15 protein-coding genes are annotated in these 22,668 nt (G+C 35.5%); 14 read left to right on the top strand and 1 reads right to left on the bottom strand.

What is annotated here, in order from left to right; all coding sequences use genetic code 11:
- The first annotated feature begins 42 nt into the window (after nucleotides 1-42).
- The 12 genes from ACKPCA_RS01615 (at nucleotide 43) to ACKPCA_RS01670 (ending at nucleotide 18,986) form a co-directional block, all read left to right on the top strand.
- Nucleotides 43-3,474, top strand: coding sequence for a SusC/RagA family TonB-linked outer membrane protein (locus ACKPCA_RS01615; protein WP_321280990.1), 3,432 nt, complete (start codon nucleotides 43-45; stop codon nucleotides 3,472-3,474).
- 11 nt (nucleotides 3,475-3,485) lie between these two features.
- Complete coding sequence (locus tag ACKPCA_RS01620) at nucleotides 3,486-4,907, top strand: RagB/SusD family nutrient uptake outer membrane protein (protein WP_321280991.1); 1,422 nt, start codon at nucleotides 3,486-3,488, stop codon at nucleotides 4,905-4,907.
- Nucleotides 4,908-4,925: 18 nt separating this feature from the next.
- Entirely contained in the window at nucleotides 4,926-5,624 is a 699-nt protein-coding gene (locus ACKPCA_RS01625) for a DUF4843 domain-containing protein (RefSeq protein ID WP_321280992.1), read from the top strand.
- 98 nt (nucleotides 5,625-5,722) lie between these two features.
- On the top strand, nucleotides 5,723-7,198 hold the full coding sequence (locus ACKPCA_RS01630; protein ID WP_321280996.1) for a PKD-like family lipoprotein: 1,476 nt from the start codon (nucleotides 5,723-5,725) through the stop codon (nucleotides 7,196-7,198).
- A gap of 140 nt (nucleotides 7,199-7,338) precedes the next feature.
- Nucleotides 7,339-8,511, top strand: a complete 1,173-nt coding sequence (locus ACKPCA_RS01635) for a thioredoxin family protein (protein ID WP_321280997.1) — start codon at nucleotides 7,339-7,341, stop codon at nucleotides 8,509-8,511.
- 294 nt (nucleotides 8,512-8,805) lie between these two features.
- Nucleotides 8,806-9,420 carry a sigma-70 family RNA polymerase sigma factor gene (locus ACKPCA_RS01640; protein WP_321280999.1) on the top strand — a complete coding sequence of 205 codons (615 nt, stop codon included), beginning with the start codon at nucleotides 8,806-8,808 and terminating at the stop codon, nucleotides 9,418-9,420.
- 69 nt (nucleotides 9,421-9,489) lie between these two features.
- Nucleotides 9,490-10,647, top strand: coding sequence for a FecR family protein (locus tag ACKPCA_RS01645; protein ID WP_321281000.1), 1,158 nt, complete (start codon nucleotides 9,490-9,492; stop codon nucleotides 10,645-10,647).
- 279 nt (nucleotides 10,648-10,926) lie between these two features.
- On the top strand, nucleotides 10,927-14,178 hold the full coding sequence (locus ACKPCA_RS01650) for a TonB-dependent receptor (RefSeq protein WP_321281001.1): 3,252 nt from the start codon (nucleotides 10,927-10,929) through the stop codon (nucleotides 14,176-14,178).
- 12 nt (nucleotides 14,179-14,190) lie between these two features.
- Complete coding sequence (locus tag ACKPCA_RS01655; protein WP_321281003.1) at nucleotides 14,191-15,582, top strand: RagB/SusD family nutrient uptake outer membrane protein; 1,392 nt, start codon at nucleotides 14,191-14,193, stop codon at nucleotides 15,580-15,582.
- A gap of 112 nt (nucleotides 15,583-15,694) precedes the next feature.
- On the top strand, nucleotides 15,695-16,936 hold the full coding sequence (locus ACKPCA_RS01660; protein ID WP_321281006.1) for an amidohydrolase family protein: 1,242 nt from the start codon (nucleotides 15,695-15,697) through the stop codon (nucleotides 16,934-16,936).
- 6 nt (nucleotides 16,937-16,942) lie between these two features.
- A complete protein-coding gene (locus ACKPCA_RS01665) occupies nucleotides 16,943-18,103 on the top strand; it encodes a TlpA family protein disulfide reductase (RefSeq protein ID WP_321281008.1) in 1,161 nt (386 codons plus the stop codon).
- Nucleotides 18,104-18,107: 4 nt separating this feature from the next.
- Nucleotides 18,108-18,986: a peroxiredoxin family protein gene (locus ACKPCA_RS01670; protein ID WP_321281009.1), complete on the top strand. Its 879-nt coding sequence runs from the start codon at nucleotides 18,108-18,110 to the stop codon at nucleotides 18,984-18,986.
- A 507-nt stretch (nucleotides 18,987-19,493) separates the two neighbouring features.
- Here ACKPCA_RS01670 and ACKPCA_RS01675 read toward each other — a convergent pair.
- Nucleotides 19,494-20,195, bottom strand: coding sequence for a DNA-binding domain-containing protein (locus tag ACKPCA_RS01675; protein ID WP_321281010.1), 702 nt, complete (start codon nucleotides 20,193-20,195; stop codon nucleotides 19,494-19,496).
- Nucleotides 20,196-20,552: 357 nt separating this feature from the next.
- On the opposite strand from ACKPCA_RS01675, the gene ACKPCA_RS01680 reads away from it, so the two are divergent.
- Both ACKPCA_RS01680 and ACKPCA_RS01685 read left to right on the top strand, forming a co-directional pair.
- The gene (locus tag ACKPCA_RS01680; protein ID WP_054720921.1) at nucleotides 20,553-21,104 is read left to right on the top strand and encodes an RNA polymerase sigma-70 factor; all 552 of its coding nucleotides are present in this window, start codon (nucleotides 20,553-20,555) and stop codon (nucleotides 21,102-21,104) included.
- Nucleotides 21,105-21,464: 360 nt separating this feature from the next.
- Nucleotides 21,465-22,616: a FecR family protein gene (locus ACKPCA_RS01685; protein WP_321281011.1), complete on the top strand. Its 1,152-nt coding sequence runs from the start codon at nucleotides 21,465-21,467 to the stop codon at nucleotides 22,614-22,616.
- Nucleotides 22,617-22,668 lie beyond the last annotated feature (52 nt).

The raw sequence follows: 22,668 nt of genomic DNA on the forward strand, positions 1-22,668 counted from the left end.
ATTGTTGGCGCAATGGAAATTTAATAACCTCAATACAAATTTATGAAAATCATTGGAAATTGGAGGGTTTTGCCACCTTCCATTCGAAAAATTGTACGTGTGATGAAAATAAGTGTATTCTTAGTTCTGGTGTGTACATTACAACTCTCAGCAAGTGTTATGCTTGGACAGCAAGTAAGCCTGCAGTCTGGAGAGATGTCTGTGAGAGAAGTTTTTAAAGAATTAAAAGCACAAACAGGCACCTATTTCATGTTTAGTGAAAAGGAGGTAGATGAGTCATTAACGGTGAATGCTAACTTTTCACAAGTAAGTTTGAAAGAAGCATTGGATGTAGTGTGCAAACAGACTTCTTTAAAATATGAGATTATTGATGACTATGTTCTGATTACCAAAGGACCTCGAGTAATAGAACAAAAGCAAGAAGAAAAAAAGGAGGTAAGAGGAAAGGTGACTGATGAAAAGGGAGAGCCTTTGCCAGGAGCTTCAGTTGTTGTTAAAGAGACAACAATAGGCGTGAGTACGAATTTGGACGGGGAATTTAAACTCAAAATTCCAAACAATGGTAAAGTGATCATTCTTATCTCCTCTATTGGCTACAAGACAAAGGAGATTAAAGTTGGTGACAAGCTTGATTTTAAAGTAAAATTAGAGCCAGATACGGAGGTAATGTCTGAAGTGGTTGTTACCGGTTATTTTAATAAAGCCAAAGAAAGTTTCACGGGAACAACAGTTGCTGTAAGTTCTGAAGAATTGGAAAAACTTGGAAATGTTGATGTCTTTACTGCGATTCAAAGTTTTGATGCCTCTTTTAAAATTGTAGAGAATGATTTAATGGGGTCCGACCCTAACTCTATGCCAAACATTCAAATCAGGGGACAGGCAAATTTTCCGGGAATATCAGAAACAGAGCTAAAAGGAAATACCAATATGCCTACGTTTATTTTAGATGGATTCGAGGTAAGCGCCCAAAAAGTTTTTGATATCGACAAAAATCGTATCGCGAGCATTACAATCTTGAAAGATGCTTCTGCAACCGCTATATACGGATCGAGAGCGGCAAATGGAGTTGTTGTGATCGAAACAAAGAAACCTTTAGCCGGGAAAATGCAGGTTACCTACAATTCAAGCATAGACATTTCTTTGCCCGACTTATCGGATTACAATCTTTTAAATGCAAAAGAGAAGCTTGAAGCAGAAAAACTGGCTGGGGTATACGATACTTGGAGTAAAGATTTTACAGGAATGGCGAACCAAATGGAGTTGGATGCTCTTTACAACAAGAGGTTGTTGGCAGTAAAATCAGGTGTAGATACATATTGGTTAGCAAAACCCTTGCAAACTTCAGTAGGACAAATGCATTCACTTTTCCTTGAAGGAGGAGATGAGTTTATGCGATATGGACTCGAAATGAGTTACAACAAAAATGTTGGTGTAATGAAGGGGTCTGGAAGAGATCGTTATAATACTGGAGTTTATTTACAATACAACACAAAGAACATCGTATTTAAAAATAAGCTTGATATTACTTATGTAAAGGCTAAAAATAGTCCTTATGGCAATTTTAGCCAATATGTTCGCTTAAATCCATACTATAGACCAACTGATGATAAAGGGAATATGGTATTTAAGCTTGGTGAAGGTGAAATAGGAAGTCAGATTCAGCAATACAATCCTCTTTACGAAGTAGAAAATTTTGATAGTTTTGATCGAAACGAATACATCGATGTAAGAAACAATTTATCTGTAGATTGGAAAATTACCCCGGAGTTGCGTTTGAAAGGGAATGCTTCGATATCAAAAAAGTTTGCGAATGCCGAATCTTTTGTTTCTCCAGGATCAGTTCAGTTTATTGGTTTTGAAGAAAAGGATTTTTTCCAAAGAGGTTCCTATACCATTTCAGATACTAAAACAACGAATCTGGATGCAAATGTGGTTCTTTCCTATTTTAAGAATTTTAACAATCATGTAATTAATGCTGTTCTTGGTGGTGAAATTCAAAGTAATCACAATTTTAACGAGGGATATACAGCCGTTGGATTTTTGAATGATAAATTGAGTCATATCAATTTTGCAAATCAATTTCGCCCCAATTCTAAACCTACTGGTTATGACTCGAAAAGTAGGTTGGCCGGTTCTTTCCTTTCTTTTAACTATAGTTACGACAACAGATATTTGTTTGATGCTTCAAGTCGTATTGATGGATCCTCAAAGTTTGGGAAACTACAGCAAACAGCTCCTTTTTGGTCGCTTGGTACTGGTTGGAATTTACACAATGAGGAATTTATGAAAGATAATTTCTTTTTGTCGTCGTTAAAGCTAACAGCCAATCTGGGAACCTCAGGAAATCAGAATTTTGATGCATATCAAGCCATAACAACATACCATTACCTAAGTGATGTAAGATATGGTTTGTTAACAGGGGCTGTATTAAAATCTTTAGGTAATGAGGATTTAAAATGGCAAAGTACCTTAAGTCGAAATCTTGGTATTGAGCTTGGATTATTGGATGAACGGCTTAAAGTTGTTGGAAACTATTATTTGAATACAACACATGATTTGTTAACGAATATTTCCGTTGCTCCATCATTAGGATTTAGAAGTTTTAATGCAAACATGGGCGATGTGGATAATGAAGGATATGAGCTACGTGTGCAAGCATTCCCTATTCGAAACAAAGAAAATGGAATGATGTTGAGCTTTTTTGCAAATCTTCGTCACAACAAAAATACCATTAAAAAAATCTCTAACTCTTTAAAGGCATATAACGATAAAGTAATTGAGAATATGCGAAAAGAGATTGAATTGGATAATGATGATGATACAACCAATGATGTAGCACTCGATGATAGAACTACCACAGAAAGTGTTTTGCAATTTAAGGAAGGACAGTCGTTAAATGCGATATATGCTGTAAGGTCCATGGGCATTGATCCTACTACAGGAGAAGAAATTCTCATCAAAAAGGACGGGAGCTTAACAAATGTATGGAGTCCGGAAGATTTGGTAGTGGTTGGAGAAGCTGCACCTAAATTTGAAGGATTTTTTGGTGGAGCTTTCGATTATAAAGGATTTAGCTTGAACTATACTTTTAACTACCGATTGGGAGGCCAAATTTTTAACCAAACAGTTATCGATAGGGTTGAAAATGCAAATATTTTTGAGAATGCCGATAAACGTGTCTTAGAACAAAGATGGGCCCGATCAGGAGATCATACACCTTATAAAAACATTACAAGTAAGGTTAAGACAAGAGCAAGTTCTCGATTTGTAGAGGATGACAATTCGCTTTCTCTTACCAATGTGAATTTATCCTACCAGTTGCCAGATCGTTTTGCAAATAGTATGTCGCTGTCCAGAGTGAAATTAGGTGTACATCTAACAGATGTGTTCCGATTGTCATCTGTTGAAATAGAACGAGGGATCTATTATCCTTTCGCAAGAAAATACAGTTTCTCACTTAAAGTAAACTTTTAATTTGTAGCATTATGAGTAAATTTTATATAGTAATCTGCTTTTTATTTCTTTTTACTTCTTGTTCTGATTGGTTAGATATTAAGCCCGATTCAGAGGTTGTTGAAGAGGATATGTTTGAATCAGAATCTGGCTATAAAGATGCACTTGTAGGAGTGTATAGTCTAATGTCGGCAAGAGGCGTCTATGGGGGTAATTTAACCATGGGAACTTTGGATGTTTTGGCTCAAAACTATAATGTGAGGTTTAGTCCTTCACTTACCGATCTTGCTAAATTTGATTATGTGCAGGAATTACCAGAGGGGCGTATTAACCAGATTTGGGGTGATATGTATAACGTTATTGCAAATTGTAATACTATAATTGAGCATATTGAACTAATGTCGAAGGAATCATTTACAGAAGACAATTACAATTTGATTTATGCTGAAGCATTGGGTTTAAGAGCTTATGTTCATTTTGATTTGCTACGAATGTTTAATGCCCCATATGTTTCAAATCCTGATTATGTAGGAATTCCTTATGTAACGATATTTTCTAAAGAAGTGTCTAAGCAATTGAGTTCAAAGGAAACAATTGCGCATATCAATGCTGATTTATCTAAAGCAATTACTTTATTGGAGGGAATAGATCCAATTTTAATTGATGACGATGAAAATCACTCTTCAAATCCATTTTTAATCGACAGACATAACCGAATGAATTTGTATGCCATAAAAGCATTGATGGCAAGGGTTTCATTGTATGTAGGTGATAAAGAGATGGCATTAAGCTATGCAAAGGAAGTAATCGATTCAGAACATTACACTTTTATTAATCCTGGAAATATTATTAACAACAAAGATTACGCTTTTAACAATGAGCATATTTTTTCAATATACACTTATAAGTTGAAAGACAACTCGGATTATTATTTTAGTCCTAAAGGAAATGATCAATTATTCATTAGTTCACCTGTAGAAAAAATGTTTACGAGTGATGATGTTAGGTTCAAATATTGGTTAACTCAAAAGAAAGATATTTATGAGATTAATAGATACTTTATGACAAAATATGAACGGCCAGAAAAAGAAGAAGAAGCTGAAGAATACTCAGATCCTAATGTCCCCCTTATTAAAATATCTGAAATGTACCTAATTGCAGCAGAATGTTTGTCTGAAACAAATACCGCTGAAGCTTTAACATATCTGAATAAATTAAAATCTGAACGCGTTTCTCCGGTTGTGGAAAATGTAGCCAATAGTGCTGAATTATTAGAAATGATAAAGAAAGAGTATCATCTTGAATTTTTAAGTGAAGGACAGACATTTTTCATGTACAAACGTTTAGCCTTAGATAGAATGACAAATTTTTCAGGGGCAATAATAGCTATGGATGAATCAAAATACATTTTCCCACTTCCCAAAGATGAAATTCAATTTGGAGGAAGAAAGTAATAGTTAAACACTCATGTTATGAATAAATTTAGATTACAATACTTGTTCTTTTTAATTCTTGTACTTCAGTTTATTGGATGTGAAAAGAACGATAAATTATTATACGATACAGAGTATAGTGCATTGAATATGCCAGGCTTGGATAGTACTTCCGTTAACTTTATGTTTTTAAAGGATGATGTATTGGTCCATCCTGTTGAGATTAGATTAACTCTAACAGGACAGGCAACTGATTATGATAGGTACTATCAGGTAGAGATAGATACAGCAAATACCACCGCTATAGAAGGTGTAGATTTTGAGAAATTGCAATCAGAATATGTGTTTGATAAAAACACATTTACATCGTATTTGGTTGTAAATATCATAAAAACAGATGCTCTTAAAGATAGGGTTGCAGAATTGGCGCTTAAACTTAAAGAGTCTAAAGATTTTAAAGTGGGGTTAGAAGACAATCAGGAGTTTAAGATTAAAATTTCGAATAATATTAATAAACCTCCTTATTTCTGGACGCGGCAAGATTTGGATACTCATGCAGGTGCTTACCATCCGTTAAAATGCAAGAAATTTATTGAAATCTCAGGGGTAACTGATGAAAAGTGGAGCCCGGAAAGTAATCTAGAACTTTTGGTCTATGTTAAAAGATCCAGGATTTGGTTTGAAGAAAATCCTACTTATGATGAGAATGGAAAGAGGTTATTGTTTGAGGCAAATTAACTTTAGAATATCTGTAATATCTCGGAGTTGGAATTTTCAATAGTGAGAATAAAGCTATTGAAGAAGTAAATAATTACTTGATACTAAAAAATAAACAAATGAAGAATACAATATATATCGTAATAATTATTGCTTCGTTCTTTATGGTTTCTTGCTTAAAGGATGATGGAAATTATGAATATGAAAACCTAGCCTATGTGCAGGAAATAAAGGGGATTGATGAAGCCTATAGTATTTATCAATTCGAGGAGGAACTTGTAGTTACACCAGAGCTAACTGTAGGGAATTCCGATTTTAATAAAGATGACTATGATTACAAATGGTATTTGATCGATTACTATCTGGATAAAAACGTAGGTGTTATAAAGCATGACACGATTTATATCTCTACGAATAAGGATTTAAGATTTACAGCAGATGCTACTGTGCCTATTAAAAAAATGATGTGTGTATTCGAGGTAACATCAAAAGGAACGGGAATTGTCTTTAAGGAATCAACATTTTTGACTGTGAAAAACAGCTATAGCTATGGTAGTTTTATTTTACACCAAAAAGGAAATAACTCCGAACTCTGTTTGATAAAAGAAAATGAGGAAATCGTAGAAGATGTTTATGGAATTGTAACAGGGGGCAAAATTTTGGCAGGAAAGCCAAAACAAATGTGCCATTTTTATCCCAATCGGGATGAGCTTTTGAATATTTACACCGATCAATATCCAGATTATGGGGCAATATTTGATTTCAGTAAGTTTGAGTATTTGTTTCCGGCATCTGTTTGTTTTTTTGGTGAGATTCCTAAGGATGCCGATTTTCAGTACATGGAATCGGATGGAACAGGTTTTTATTCCCTTGTTAACAACAGGTATTTTTATTTGAATTTAATGATGGGTGATAAATACAGACCTTACTTTGAATATAATTTACCGGATTTTGAGGAAGATGTGGACTATATTGGTGAAGCAGGTTTAAATATTCTACATGGAGCAGAAACGGGACAATTGTACTCTTCTGGTGTTTGGGGAATCAATGTAGATTTTTCTTCCGGAGGACGTAAGCTTGTAATGCCAGGGAAAATGTTATACATGATGTCGGAACCCGGAGGAAGTATGTGGTCTGAAGATAAGGCTAGATTTTATGTCCAAAATGGAACGTCGATAACAGAATATGGCTGTAGTTATGGCTTTAATGGTTCTAAATATATGTTTGTATATGATCTGAAATCTGAAAATGAATTTGTAGCGTCGGAATTGATTGATGAGAACACCTTGTTTTCAGCTTCGAACACAGAAAAATATCTATTTTTTACAAAGGATAATGTTATTTACAGATACAATTACGATGATGTAAAAGCTAAGCCTGTTAAGTTTTACGAATATCCAGCAGGATCTCAAATATCGTACTTTAAGCATGGATATGATTCTGAAGGAGAAAGGCTTGAAGTTGGAGTTTATGATAATTCTGGATCCGATAAAAATGCTTCTTTATATTATTTGGATCGAACAGGTAAGGTTACCAAATCATATGAAAATATTTGTGGGAAAATAGTTGATATTGTGTATAAGAATTCCATTTAAACATCAAAGGCATAATTTTTTTATTATGCCTTTATTTAATATAGTTACGATACAAATAATTTACAGCCAGGGCAAATGTATTTAAAAAAATAGGTTTGCCCTGTTTTAATACGCGTTGCGTAATACTAAAGAAATAACAAATGAAACAGATACTCATATCAGTCCTTATTCTATTTTATGGTAGTAGTGTTTTTTCCCAGGGAATCAATTTTGAAAAAACAACATTTGACGAAGCTTTGGCAAAAGCAAAACAGGAAAATAAAATGATTTTCATGGATTGTTACACAACTTGGTGTGGCCCTTGTAAAAGATTAGCAAACGATATTTTCACCTTAGAAGAGGTTGGCAGTTTTTACAATGATCATTTTATAAACCTAAAGATGGATATGGAATCGGATGAGGGGAAAAACTTACTAAAAAAATATCAGGTTAAAGCATTCCCAACTCTTCTGTGGTTGGACTCCAAAGGGAGGATGCAACACCGGGTAGTAGGTGGAGGAAAGGCTAAAAAGATACTCGATGCCGCAGTTTTGGCTATGGACTCAACAAACAATTGGAATGCAATAGCCCAACGCTATGAAGATGGTGACCGCAGTTTAAATTTCCTTCGAAAGTATCTTGCACGGGCATCAAAAGCAGGAGCCGATGCAAAAGAAGCTACCGAACAAATCTTTAATCAATGTAAACCAGAAGAATTGATTAATGCAGATGATTATAATTTGATCACATCAGTAGCAAGGACCAGCTCTAGTCCTGTTTTTCATTTTATTTTAAAAAACAAAAAAGAATTTTATACTGTAGTAGATCAAGTAGCTGTAGATCAGTATATAGAAACGGTTTTGATGAATGAGCTAACTGCTGTGTCGCGCAAAGGAACTCCAGAACAACTGGCTCTAAAGGAAAAGGAAATAGTTGAATTGGACTCTTATTTGGGAGCGAAAATTCTTGCAAGGATGGAACTGGCAAAAGTAAGAGAATTGGGTGATCGGCAAAAGTATATGGTTGCTTCAGTTGATTATGCATTAGAATATGAAATGAACAGTTGGATGATTTTGTATATGAATGCTGTGGGTGTTGTAATGTCTCAACAAAAGGTAAGCGAAGATTTATTAAACAAAGCGATCACTATCATCAAGCGTTCGGTGGAGTTGGAAACCAAATTTTTTAACACCGATGTCTATGCTCAGTTACTCCATAAAGCAGGTCGAAGTGAAGAGGCAAAGCAAGTTGCAGCAAAATCAATAGAACTTGCTTCTGAAGAAGATAGGAAGACCTTATGGTCTGTAAGCTATTTAAATGGAGAACTAAAATAGACTTTATTTCGTAGCCCAATGCGATTTACAAATTGTAATAAAAGCTTTATCTATATTGTCTATTACTTGTAAATTTTTTAAAACTAACTCGAAATCATTCCGAGGGTAAAGATGAAATAGATATGTTGATTAGTAGATGGAGCAGCCACATTTGGGAGTGGCTGCTTTTTTATTTTGGACTAATATTCATCAACTGCCGCAATGCACAAATTTTATAAAGGCATTGGGTATTTATTCTTTTCCTGGTCCTGAAACAAGTTGAGGAATGGTTTCCAGGTATTGAAAAATTACAGTTTGCACAAAACAAAAAAAATTGCAAGCTTTGAAGCACCTAATTCAACCATGAGAACCACCGATAAGTACATATGTAAATTGTTAGCTGCTGATAATAAGCAGGGAATGAATCTACTATTTAAAAAATATTTTGAATCCCTAGTGATTTGGGCCGATACTTTTTTAAATGATATGGATCAATCTCAAGACTTGGTACAGGATCTTTTTGTTGGCATTTGGAGAAAAAAAACTTACCGCAATTGGAATTCTGACAAATTAGCTTCCTACTTGCATGTAGCGGTTAAAAATGCCTGTTTTAATAAAATTAAAAAAGTAGATATTCTCAAAAATACTGCTGATATTGAGAGTTTTGATAAAATCTATGATGAGTTTGAATCCAATAAAGAAGAAATAGTAGCCAAAATTCTTGAAGAAGTTGAGAAATTACCTGCTGGTGGACGTGAGGTGGTAAAATGTATTTACTTAAAAGGAATGAAATACCAGGAAGCTGCAGATGAGTTAAATGTTTCTTTATCTACCGTTAAAACTCAATTGGTACGTTCACTTAAAACACTTAGAGCTAGTTCCGAGAAACTTGGAGATTTCTTTCTTCTATACTTTTTCTTAAAAAAATAGAAATTCTTGTCAACCGTTTTTGATTTTTTCCTGTACTTGTAGTGAAAGTACACATATACAGGAAAGAAAATGAACATTAGTGATCAAAAATACCAGGAAATTGTAGATTACATTTCAGGTGAACTCACGAATGAAGAGAAAAAATCTATGGAAACATGGATTCATTCTTCTGAAGAGAACCAAAAGATCTATGAGAAGATTTTGAAAAAATCTTTGTTTGTTCGTTGGAGTTTAAAATCCAAACAAATTGATACAAATAAAGAACTGAAGAAGTTTGAGAATCGAATTAACTCTAGTGTTCGTTACATTACCTGGATTGCAGCTGCAGCCAGTGTAATTCTTATTTTAAGCCTTTCTGTCCCTTACTTATGGAATCAATACCAGGAAAATCAGGAAATGATTGTGGCAAACCAAGCTATTCAACCGGGAAAGAAAGGTGCTCAATTGATTTTGTCTACAGGAAGGCAAGTTGATATCGAGGACCAAAGCAAAAAGATCAAAGAAGAGGATGGTTCCTTAATTCAATTGGATTCTGGAACAGGGCTTGAATACACCCAGAGTGCTACAAAATCAGATAAACTAATCTATAATACATTAAAAACTGAACGCGGAAACGAGTTTAATATGCAATTGGCAGATGGAACCAGGGTGTGGCTGAATGCTGATTCGGAATTAAGATATCCAGTTCAATTTACGGGTAATGTTCGAAAAGTGTATCTAAAGGGAGAAGCGTATTTCGATGTAGCTCATAATGAAAAGAAGGCATTTGTTGTAAATTCTTACAATCAGGAAGTTAAGGTATATGGAACGGAGTTTTGTATCAATGCCTATAATCAGGATGAGATAAAAACAGTTTTGGTTGAAGGATCGGTTGGTGTAAGACCGAATCCAAGGGGAGAAGAATCAAAATTAAAGCCTGGCGAATTGGGCTTGACAGACATGCAATCAGGTAAAATAGATATCAAAAAAGTAAATGTACGACCATACATTGCCTGGAAAGATGGAGACTTTGTTTTTGAGAATGAATCCTTGGAAAATATCATGCTTCGATTGGAACGATGGTACAATGTGAAGATATTTTACATGAATGAAGAATGTAAAAATTATCGATTCTCAGGTGATATGGAAAGATATGCTGACGTGAGAAGTTTGTTGTATTTTATACAGGAAACCTCGAATGCAAAATTTGAAATCAACAAGAATACCATAGTAGTGATGGCAAAATAGAACCTAATACGATTTCGATCTTATAATGCCGTACGTATTATGCCGATAGATTTCTAAAGGCGAAATGCGAGAGAAATGAAGCAATTCGGCATTTTAGAAACAAATCGGTATAAATAAAAAACGGAAGGATTTGCAGATCCTCCCGTTTCGAAATCAATAATCGAATAGATACTTGGCGGTTTCTATTCAAATGTTAACTCATTTCAATACAAAATTATGAAAAAAAATCATTTGTTGGTTCATTTCCCGAAACGGAAATGGCTGAAAATCCTATTGGAAATGAAACTAGTACTCTTTTTAACATTGGCACTATCTCTAAGTGCAACGGCAGGAGTTTTTTCGCAAAACCAGCGAGTTAGTTTCGAATTTGAAGATGCTACGATATTGGAAGTTCTAAATGAAATCAAGTCTCAAACAGGTTTGAGTTTTATTTACAGTGAAGAGAAAATTCAGGAATTAGATCGTGTAAGTGTCGATGCCGCTGGTAAAACTGTGGAAGAAGTTTTAAATGAAATTTTTGGCAAAAGTAGTTTAGAATGTCGCTTTGAAGAAAATGTAATTATGGTTGTGGACAAAAAACCAGAGCCAGTTATTGAATTAGAACAACAAAAGAAAGAAATTAAAGGTAAGGTGACCGATAAAGATGGGATTCCTCTTCCAGGAGTTTCTGTTGTGATCAAGGGAACCAGCACAGGTGTTGCTACCGATATTGATGGGAACTATACTTTGGAAATGGAAGATGAAAATGCCGTATTGATTTTCTCTTTTGTGGGAATGTTGCCTCAGGAGAAAAACTATACTGGACAGTTAGTTCTTAATGTTGAACTTTTCCAGGATACTGAAGGATTGGAAGAAGTAGTTGTGATTGGTTATGGAACCATATCAAGAGAAAGAGCGACTGGAGCAACTACAAAAGTTGATCCTGTCGTTCTACAAAACACACAGAATGTTTCCTATGCCGATGCTTTGATTGGCATTGTACCTGGGATGTATGTTGAGGAGAACTTTTCTAGTCCAGATGCTTCTCCGGATATTATTTTAAGAGGGATTGGTTCTATCTCGAGTAACGTTTCTCCTTTGGTAGTTGTTGACGGTGTGCAAATGCCTGAAGGATTTAACTCTTCTACCATCAATTCCAGCGATATTGAGGAAATCAGTGTTTTGAAGGACGCTGCTTCAACAGCAATTTATGGATCTAGAGGATCAAATGGTGTTATCATTATCAATACCAAACGAGGAAAGAAAAATGCAAAACCTCAGGTGACATTTAATGCCAGTTTTGGTACCAAAAGACCAGACAAATCATTCCGTGATGATATCATGAATGCTTCTGAGAAATTGTCTTATGAGGAGTCTTTGGGCTTGTACCCTGCAGATGATGTCGCTGCACAGGCTTTGTTGGCAGAACGTCGTGCTTCGGGTAACGATGTTGATTGGTCAGAATTAATGCTTGACAATGAGGCGAATCAAAAATATGACCTTTCGATTGCTGGAGGTAATGAGAAAATGAACTATTACACTTCATTATCATACAATAAGGTTGATAATATTTATGGCAGTAATTACGAAAGATATACAGCAAGTTTAAAATTCGATTTTGAGATTGCTAAGAACTTAACACTTGGCCTTTCTGGTACTTATGGTAATGTAAACAATAAAGATAGAAGAGTTACGGGTAGTCCAGTATCCAATGCCTTTTTGTTGAATCCATGGGAAGAGGTTTACGATGAGAATGGAGATCCTTTACGTAATCTGAGCTACGCGACAAACTCTTATGGGGTTGCTTATAATCCATTATTCATACGCGATAATACAGATATAAAATCAGTACGCAGAAATGTTTTGGGTACAGCAAAATTAACCTATCAGGCTACTGATTGGTTAACATTGAGTGGTAATATTGGAGGGAATTATAATCATTCCAAAGGGCATAACTACGAAAAAATTATCATTGAAGGTGGAAAATTAACCATTAACAATGGTGATAACAACAATGTCACTGGAACTTTAACTGCTAGTATCGATAAAGAGTTCGATCATCATTCGGTAAATGTGGTTGTGGGTACGGAGTTTATAGAGAATGAAAGCTATAGCTATTACGGACATGCCAAGGAATTTCTTTCCGATGCCGTTCAAATTATTAACTCAGCGAAAAATATTGATTCTCAGAAAGAGAGTAAATCACAATCAGGCGGGGTAAGTTATTTTAGCAGATTGAACTATTCTTTTGCTAATACCTACAATATTACAGCATCATTACGTAGAGATGGTTCATCTCGATTTGGAGACAAACACAAATGGGGGAATTTCTGGGCCCTTGGAGGTTCATGGAACATTCACAAGGATATTGCCAACGACCAAAGTGCATTGAGTACCTTAAAACTAAGAGGTAGTATTGGTACCTCAGGAAACGACCGTATTGGTGATTTTGCTTCTGTTTCTTTGTATGATTTTAGAGAATCTTATGATGGGAATGACGTGGCAACTTTGAACCGTGGAGATAATCCTGATCTTACCTGGGAAAAGAACAAGAACAGAAATGTTGGTTTGGATGTAGGGCTTTGGAGAAATAAATTGTATACAACTTTAGATTTTTACATTCGCGATACTTATGATTTGATCAATAATGTTCAGATTCCATTACAATCGGGATTTCAAAGTTTGACCTCTAATATTGGTGACTTTAGAAATAAAGGTTTCGAATTTTCAATACGTAGCACCAATTTCTCTACAAAGGATTTTATGTGGTCTACCAACTTCAATTTTTCTTACAACAAAAGTGAAATTAGAGAGTTAATTGAAGATGATAAAATTATTGAATTGGGTACGGTGGCCTATAAAAAAGGTAATCCAATTGCATCTTTATATCTTGCAGAGTGGGCTGGTGTGAATCCTGAAACAGGTTACAACATGTATGTAAACCCTGATGCTACAGGAGCAGATGATTTATTGGTAGAATATCAAACCAATGTCAGAACTCCTAACCAGTCAGATATTACAGCTTTAAAGCGTGTTACTAATAAAACAGGAAATCCTAAGTATTTTGGAGGTTTAACCAATACTTTCCATTACAAAAAATTCGATGCTTCAATCTTAATTTCCTTTGCAGGAGGTCATTATGTAGTGAATAGTGCCAATCATAAATTAAGAAATGATGTATGGATGAATCAGCACAAGGATGTAAACAATGCCTGGAAACAAGCGGGAGATCAATCTCAATTGGCAGTTCGAGCATTGAATTACTGGCAACCTTTAACACGTCGAATTGATTCTGATTATCAAAATTCTACTCAATTTTTGCAAGATGCTGACTATGTGAAGTTAAAGAACCTAACCATTGGTTATACCTTGGATAATAGCCTAACAAGCAAAATTGGTATTGACAAATTGCGTTTTTATGTGCAAGCTCAAAACTTGTTTACAATTACCGATGTAGATTATATTGATCCTGAATATGCTACGATGGGTGGAGTAGGATTATCTTCAACTGTATTGAGAGGGTACTCTTTTGGAATAAGTGCTAATTTTTAAAATGAGAATATGATGAAGTCAATTATAAAATATACATGTTTACTACTCTTGCTTGTGGGATTCTCGGCCTGTGAGGATGAGTTTATTGAGAAACAACCTTTAGATGAAGTAGCACCAGAAACATTATTCGAAACAGAAACTGGTTTCAGAACAGCTTTGGATGGTGTATATGCTGCCATGAAACAAGATTTTTTGGGATACAATTTCTGTATTTATACCATTCCGGAAAATATTAATGATGATATCATTGCGGGAAGTCAATATGGGTTTACTTTTGAAAATACTCACGCTGATATTCATCCTTTGAATTACGATTATCAATCGTTCCAGTTGGGAGGATTTTGGCGTATTGCTTATGAATCGATTAACAATGCCAATTCAATTATCAAGTATGGTCAGAATAGTTCTTTGAAAAATAAGGATCAGTTTGTTGCCGAAGCTTTGGCACAGAGAGCATTAATCCATTACGATTTGTATCGATTTTTTGCTCCTGCTTATGCCGTAAGTAAGGATGCATTAGCAGTTCCTTATCGTTTGGATAGCGATGAATTGTTGGTGAAAAAGCCACGAAATACCGTTCAGGAAGTGATCACCTATGTGTTGGATGATTTAAATCGTGCAGAAAAAATGGCAACTAATGATGTGAATTCTTATCGCATATCGAAAACTGCCATTCAGGCTTTGTTGGCTCGTGTGTATCACGAAACAGGTGATTATGAAAATGCCATTAAGTTTGCAAAAGAAGCTCTTAAGGATACAAGATATGATTTAGATACGGATGTTTCAGCTTTAGAAAATCAATGGAGACAAGATGATTCCAATGAGATTATTTTCAGAATCAGATTCGATGAAAAGGATAATGGTTCCAATGCAGCCATGTTTGCAATTCCTTTGTATTCAAGTTTCCCATATTATGTGTCGAATGATTTACTAAATCTGTACGATCAGGCGAATGACATTCGTTTTGATGTTTATTTTGAATCAGATCCAATGGGATCGGGAAATTACTATCCTGAAAAACATGTTGGAATGAGAACTGCGGATTACGATAACTATAATGCAGGTGCTGTAGATATCAAATTGATTCGTGTTCCTGAATTGTATTTGATTATTGCAGAATCGGAAGCGCGAACTGGTGCATCGGATGCTGACAATTATTTGAATGCTTTAAGAAATGCCCGTGGCATTGGCGATTATTCAGGCGATTTGTTGACAGAAGTGATGAATGAGCGTCGCAGAGAGTTGGCTTTTGAAGGATTCCGTTTTACCGATTTAAAGCGTTTGGAAATGGGATTCACCAGACCTGATGGTTCAGGACTACCTGCAAACAGCCCTCGTTTTGCGTTGCCAATTCCTAAATTGGAAATTGACCGTTCGGGAATTCAACAAAATCCAGGATACTAAATTCAATTAATAAATGTGCAATTGGTAAAATATGCCAATTGCACATTGACTTCAATCTTGAAATAGACTGAAAGATCAGTTTATTTTTCAATCTTATTCAAATACCAATATCATGACCAGAAGTATTATTTTGAGTCTCCTGGCTTTGCTATGCCTAAATGTAAAGGCGGAAGAGAAAGTGAAGAAGACATTGTATGTGCAAAATGCATACATCATCAACATGTTAACGAATCATCCCATCCAAAAAGGAAGTGTTTTAATTGTAGATGGTCGAATTAGAGATGTCATTTATCAGGATAGAAATAAAATTCCTAAAAATGCGGAGGTGATTGATGCCACAGGTAAATACCTTTTACCAGGTTTAGTTGATGCCCACGTGCATGTTACTACAGGACAACACAAGAATTTTGCAGAGAATATGATTTATTCAAAAAATCTGCTTGAAAAGATGTTGATTGGTGGAATTACTTCTGTTCGCGATGTTGGTGGCAAAGGAGATGTTTTGAAAGTCTTACAGGAAAAGAGTTCAAGTTTTGAAATCAAATCACCTAAGATTTACTACTCGGCTTTCTTTGCCGGACCATCCTATTACAAGCAGATGGGAACAACAGAATTCAATGCTTGTACACAAGCTGTTGATTCTTCTACGAATGTTCAGAACGCCATGACAAAAGCAAAGAATGCAGGAGCTTCGGGTGTAAAGTTATATGCAACGATTCAACCGGATTTACTAAATCAGTTAGCTCAGGAAGCAAAGAAGCAAGGCCTTGGCGTTTGGGGACATGCCACAGTGATGTCGGCCAAACCTATGGATGCGGTAAATGCTGGAATGGAAGTGATGTCGCATGCCGAGATGTTGAAATGGGAACAGTGTCCTTCTTTGTCGATGAGTATGTTCGACAATTACGAGAAATACTATGGAAAATTCAAGTTCGATTTCCCTGAATTGGATATGCTGTTCGAAAAAATGAAGGAGAAAAACATTATTCTGGATGCTACTTGCTATCATGGAACAGTAAATGGATTAAAAGAAGCAGCAATTTTCACAAAGAAAGCTCACGAAATGGGAGTGAAAGTAGCTGCAGGTACCGATTATTTGGGCGAGCAAGAATTGCCATACATTCACAACGAACTGGAAAGCTTGGTGAAGGATTGTGGCTTTACACCTTTTGAAGCCTTAAAGTCTGCTACCAAGATTGCTGCAGAAACTTTTAACAAGCAAAACGAGATTGGTACAATCGAAAAAGGCAAAGTAGCAGATTTATTACTGCTGAACACCAATCCATTAGAAAATATCTCCAATACAAAAGATATCCACACTGTAATTAAGGAAGGTGTGATTTATAAAAAATAAGATATCATGAAGAAGTTACTAGTAATTGCTGCACTATCAGGCATATTTATGACATCTTGTAAAGAGCAAAAACAAGAAGTTAAGACTGATACTTTTAAGTATTCGATTTCAATGGACGTTGCCAATTTGCGTGGACCTGTGATATTATTAGATCGAACAACGAACGAACCCATTAAAACCATTTATTCCAGAACACCAGAGTTCAAGATCGAAGGAGAATTGCCTTTGAACAAGATGCATGCTTCTTATGTGTTGCACTTCCCGTCTAAGTATTCAAATCCGTACATGTATCCGGTAGCAGAAGCTTGTGCCATAGATTTCTATATGGATAAAATCACTACGATTAAAGCACATTACGACTCCTTGCTTTTCTCGAATGTAGAGAACGAACACATGAATAAGGTTGAGCAATTTAAGCAGGCAAACTTTCCTGCCGTTGTTGAATTTAACAAGTTTAACAAGCAAAGCTTGAAAGAGAGTAGTGGAGAAAGAAGGAGTCATGAGGAGCAAATTGCTTATGCAAACAAGGGAAATGCTTTGTTGGATGCGGTAAGAAAGGAATTGATTGATAAGACTGGACAGTTTGCCAATAGCGAAGAAATGGCAGTTGTTTTGGCCAGTTGGGGTGGACAAGTAGGTGTTGAAAAACTGGATTCACTTGGGGCATTATTTCAACCTGCAGTGAAAGAAACAGCTGCTTATGAAAGACTTGTAACTGTATTGGATTATATGAAAAAGCAGACAGCCCCTAAATCGCTATCGGTGGGAGAAAAAGCGCCTGCATTTACATTGAAAGATGCTGCTGGAAATGAGCACAGCTTATCTGATTTTAAAGGAAAATACCTGGTGATTGATTTTTGGGCCTCTTGGTGCGGTCCTTGTAAAAAGGAAATGCCATTTATGAAGGAACTACACAAGAAATATCATTCAAAAGGATTGGAAATGTTAGCCATTTCAACCGATCAGGATCCTAATGCATGGAAGATGGCAATGAAAAAGTTGAACATGCCTTATTTGCAATTGCATGATAAAAATGGGGAGGTTGCACCTTCTTATTTTGTACGGGGTATTCCTTATGTGTTGCTAATTGGTCCTAACGGTAATATTTTGGCCATTGAGCGTGGCGAGGTATTGGAAGAAACCATCAAAGAGAACTTAAAATTGTAAGATCATGAGACGTTTAGTTCAAAATGTATTTCTGCTTTGCATTTTATTAAGCAGTTTGTCTTCTTTCGCACAATCCGAAGATCTGTTCATGCAAATATGGAAGGTAAAAGAGGATGTGAAGCTATCCCCTAATGCTGCAAAAAGTTTTGAGCAGTTCAAGAATCAAAAAATGGAAATTCTAAATCAAATAAAAGATTTGGAATTCAAATATTATAAAGAGCAAGAGACGGATAAAGAGCTTAAAAGTAGAATTCTGAAACTGTATACTCAAAAGCATCACTTGGTGGATGAGATCAAACAACAAGCCATAATGAATAAAGATGAGGCCTTGTTTTTAGAGTTGATGGAACACATTCGACCTAAAGATTTATCGAAGTTGTTACAAAATGAGAAATTGAACGAGGCTCGTCGTACTCTTTACGAGAAATGGTTGGAAAGTATCCAGAATACGGCTATTGGAAATCAACTGAAAGACTTTAGACTTATGGACCAAAATGGAGAAGAGATCAATACAGCTGATTTGAGAGGAAAAATACTTTGGATTGATTCATGGGCTTCAAAATGTGGTCCTTGCATTAAGAAACTAAAGCAGATCAAATCGACTTATCAAAAACACCAACCCAAAGGATTTCAGATATTGGCAGTGAGCTGGGATTATACGGTTCGTGGCTACATTAAAAGCATGGAGGAAGCAAAAGCGGATTGGATTAAGGTGATGAAGAAACATGAATTTAATTGGATGAATGTTTTCGATATTGGAGATCAAATCATGGGAACACAGTTTGGTTCTGTTGGAAAGAACTTATTAATTGATGAAAAAGGAATCATCATTGGTTTTGATCTTCATCCATTAGAAATAGAAGAAGTATTAAAGAATTTATAAAAGCATAATCAGCTTCTATATTAAAAAAGGTATTTATTATCATTTATTCCGAGAGTTTGGAAGAATTAGATTAGTTGGTTTATAATGGAGTAGTCACATTTGGGAGTGGCTATTCCTAATGTAAAGACAAAAAAATTCTATCAAATTAAAATTAAACGAGACCTTTTTCAGGTTTACCTTTAATTTTCGTCTCCTAAAGGTATTTATTTGACTAGTTGTAGGAGCAAGCTGTTATGGCTTGCTCTTTTTATTTGTGATGTTAGAGACAGGATTAATTCGGTCTCTAAAATTTTACAAGCTTTTTTTGCGATAAAGAATTTTAGGATAGAGTTTGTACTTTTTTATACCAAATTGTTTGGAACTAACCTTCCTACTGTCTTGGAATTAGTGTTCCAAGTATCCTGGAATTACGGTTCCAAACACATTGGAACTAGCTTTCAAAACTGTTTGGAAGAAATAATACATAAAAGGGAACTCGAAAGAGTTCCCTTTAAGCATTCCTACAACTCAATTTGCAGGAACCAATTCGACTGATAGTCTACCTTTTTTAATGGTTTTTAGCTTATGAGGAGTATTTCTTACTTCAAGCTGAAAATTTCCGATGGTTAAGCCATCAGGAACAAAAAACATTAATTCAGATGGCTTGTTCTTCACAAATTCTGTTACCCTTGTTTCTGTGCCATCTACAGCAATAAAGAATACACCCTGATTGTTATCTTCTTCATTAAACTTAAGCAATGAACCTTTAATGGATGCAATCTGGCCAGGAGTGAAAGATTCATTTTCTACTTTAGTCTTTAAATCTACAAATTTCTCAATCACAGGTTCAGCAGAGCTTAAAGCTACTTTCTTCAATTCAATTTTTGAGATGATTTCCTGTAGCCTCGGTCCTGGACTAATATTCAGATTAATTGAATGACGAGAAGGATCAAAAGAATCATTCTCATCCTCAAAAACTCCTGAAATACTTGGACTAATCCTGAACAGATCAGTGGAAACAATATTTCCATTCTTCACTTCTTCCACAACGGCATATTCAAATTCTTCAATTACCGAAAGTCCTTCAGCTTTAGTAACAGTAGATCCTTTGCCAATCATGCGTTCCATGATTTTTGTAACATTAATATTTGTGCTGTCTGTGACTACAGCAGTGTAATCATTTGGTGCTTCCGTCAAATGATTTAAACCTAATCCATAACGAAGTGTCATGATATTAAAAATTTAGTTTATTTTTGAAAAGAGCCCATCGGCCTCCTCTTCCAAGTGCGACCCGTCAAAGTTTTACAAGGTTGATGACCAGCCGGTGGGTTGTCTTTCCAAAACTTCCACCCAAGTTAAATAAATGTTATGACAATTCCACCTGCCAAATGTGTCAAGTTTTTTAAACTCAGCTAATTTAACTTTGTTTAACAGTTGATGGTTTGTTGAAAAGATAAGTGATTGCTCCCAATGATTATTGAAGTGTAGTTTGTTGTGATGTACTTGTGGAATTGCCTTTATTGCTAATGGGATTTCAAAAAGCTACCAATTTGTATTTCCAATATCTATTTCTATTTTTGACTTTCAATGGAAAATCAATTACTGTTAAAACAATTGTCACAAGGGAATCGGGTAGTTTTCAAAAAGATTTTTGAGGAATACTATCGTCCACTATGTGGATTTTCCAGAAATTTTATTCCCGATGCAGAAGTATGTGATGATTTGGTTCAGGAATCTTTTTTGGGATTATGGAACAAGCGCAGCGATATAGAAAGTTATACTGCCATTAAAAGTTACTTGTATTCATCGGTTCGCAATGCCTGTTTAAATTACCTTCGTCATCAAGATGTAAAACAAAAATCACAGGAGGATATCAAGGCTTTATCATCCGATTGGTATGCCGAAGAATCCATTGTTGAAGAAGAGGTACACTCTCAAATCTACGAAGCCATAAAAGAACTCTCTCCTCAATCTCGTAAGATTATTCTGATGACCATGAATGGCTTGACAAACCCTGAGATGGCTGAGGAATTAAATGTTTCCGTGAACACGGTAAAAACATTGAAAAAACGAGCTTATGAATTTCTGCGCGGGAAATTGAAGGGAATTCATTGGGTACTGTTGTTACTATTAGCATAGCAGACTGTTATTAGTGGGTATCTGCAAGCTTCAAGCATTAAGCCAGCTCTGTAGGTCTCGAGGATCAGGAAAAAAGTATAAAGTATAAAGTTGCGGAAGTAGATATGAGTTCCGAACTTTACATACTCATTACTCATTACTCATTACTCATTACTCATTACTCATTACTCATTACTCATTACTCATTACTCATTACTCATGATCCTTTCTGACGGTTAGACTGTTTGACTTTTTAAAACTCTTCTCAACTTTTAATCCTTTCCTGACTTATTGACTTTCTTTTTTTAAATTGAGAAAAAAATTAGATACTGTCACCCACTTTTTACTCATCCGTTTCTTAGTAACAAACCAAGAAAGAATATGCATATTTCAGAGAATAATATATCAGATTTAATTGTTCGTCATTTAAAAGGCCAATTGAATGCAGAACAGGAAAAGGATCTGCAAAACTGGATACAGAATTCAGGCAAGCAAGAACTTTTCGATAGCATTGTGTCGAAAGAAAGAATGCTATCGAAAAGTTTTGCATACGATGAATTTAATCAGGAAGAGGCCTGGAACAAATTAGAGAAACAAATCAAATCGAGTCTGGATTATAAGAAATGGTTGGCTTATGTTGCAGTTCTATTAATTCCAATGGCAATAGGATTCTTGTTGCTACACAAAACGCCGGAATATGAAGTTGGCTTGGCCGATGTTCAGCAAATTGAACCAGGAAGCAGTAATGCAGTCATCTATTTTTCGAATGGAGAGGTGGTCGATCTATCGAAGGATACTTCAGGAGTGATTCGATCGAAGGAGAATCTTTTGGTAGAGCGAGACAGCAACCAGTTAAAAATTAATGATGAGGAATTGCTGGCTGGTGAAGCTTATAAAATGAACCGTATTGTTACTCCCATAGGAGGAGAATTTCAAGTGAATTTACCCGATGGAACCAAAGTATGGATGAATGCAGATTCTTATTTGGAATTTCCTTCGAAATTTTCTGGTAAGGAAAGAAAGGTAATTGCTAAAGGGGAGTTGTATTTTGATGTAAAGAGCAATAAGGATTGGCCTTTTATTGTAGAGACAAATGGAATGGAATTGAAAGTATTGGGAACAGAATTTAATGTGCGAGCTTACGATGATGAGGCAGAAATTCTATCGACTCTGGTTGAGGGAAGTGTGAAAGTGAAAAACACCAGGGGAGAGCAGATTTTATTAAGCCCTGGGCATCAAGCCGTAATTGATAAAGGCACAAATTCGTTAAAGAGTGTAGTGGCAAATATCGAGGAGGTTACAGCCTGGAAGAACGGTCAGTTTATTTTTGATAGTCGAAGATTGGAAAACATCATGTACGATTTGGCTCGTTGGTATGATATCAAAGTATTTTTTGCCAACTCAACTGTAAAGGACAAGATCTTTTCGGTTGACGTTCAGAGATACGGACAGATTGAAGATGTTCTTTCGCTGATTGAAGGAACTGGAGATGCCAAGTTTACGATAAAAGGAAAGGTGATCACGGTAGAATAGTAAAGACGCAAGGCTTTGCGTCCTGATGAAATAAAATAAAAAAAGGGATGCG

This window comes from Marinifilum fragile, from assembly GCF_963677365.1.
Lineage (GTDB): Bacteria > Bacteroidota > Bacteroidia > Bacteroidales > Marinifilaceae > Marinifilum > Marinifilum fragile.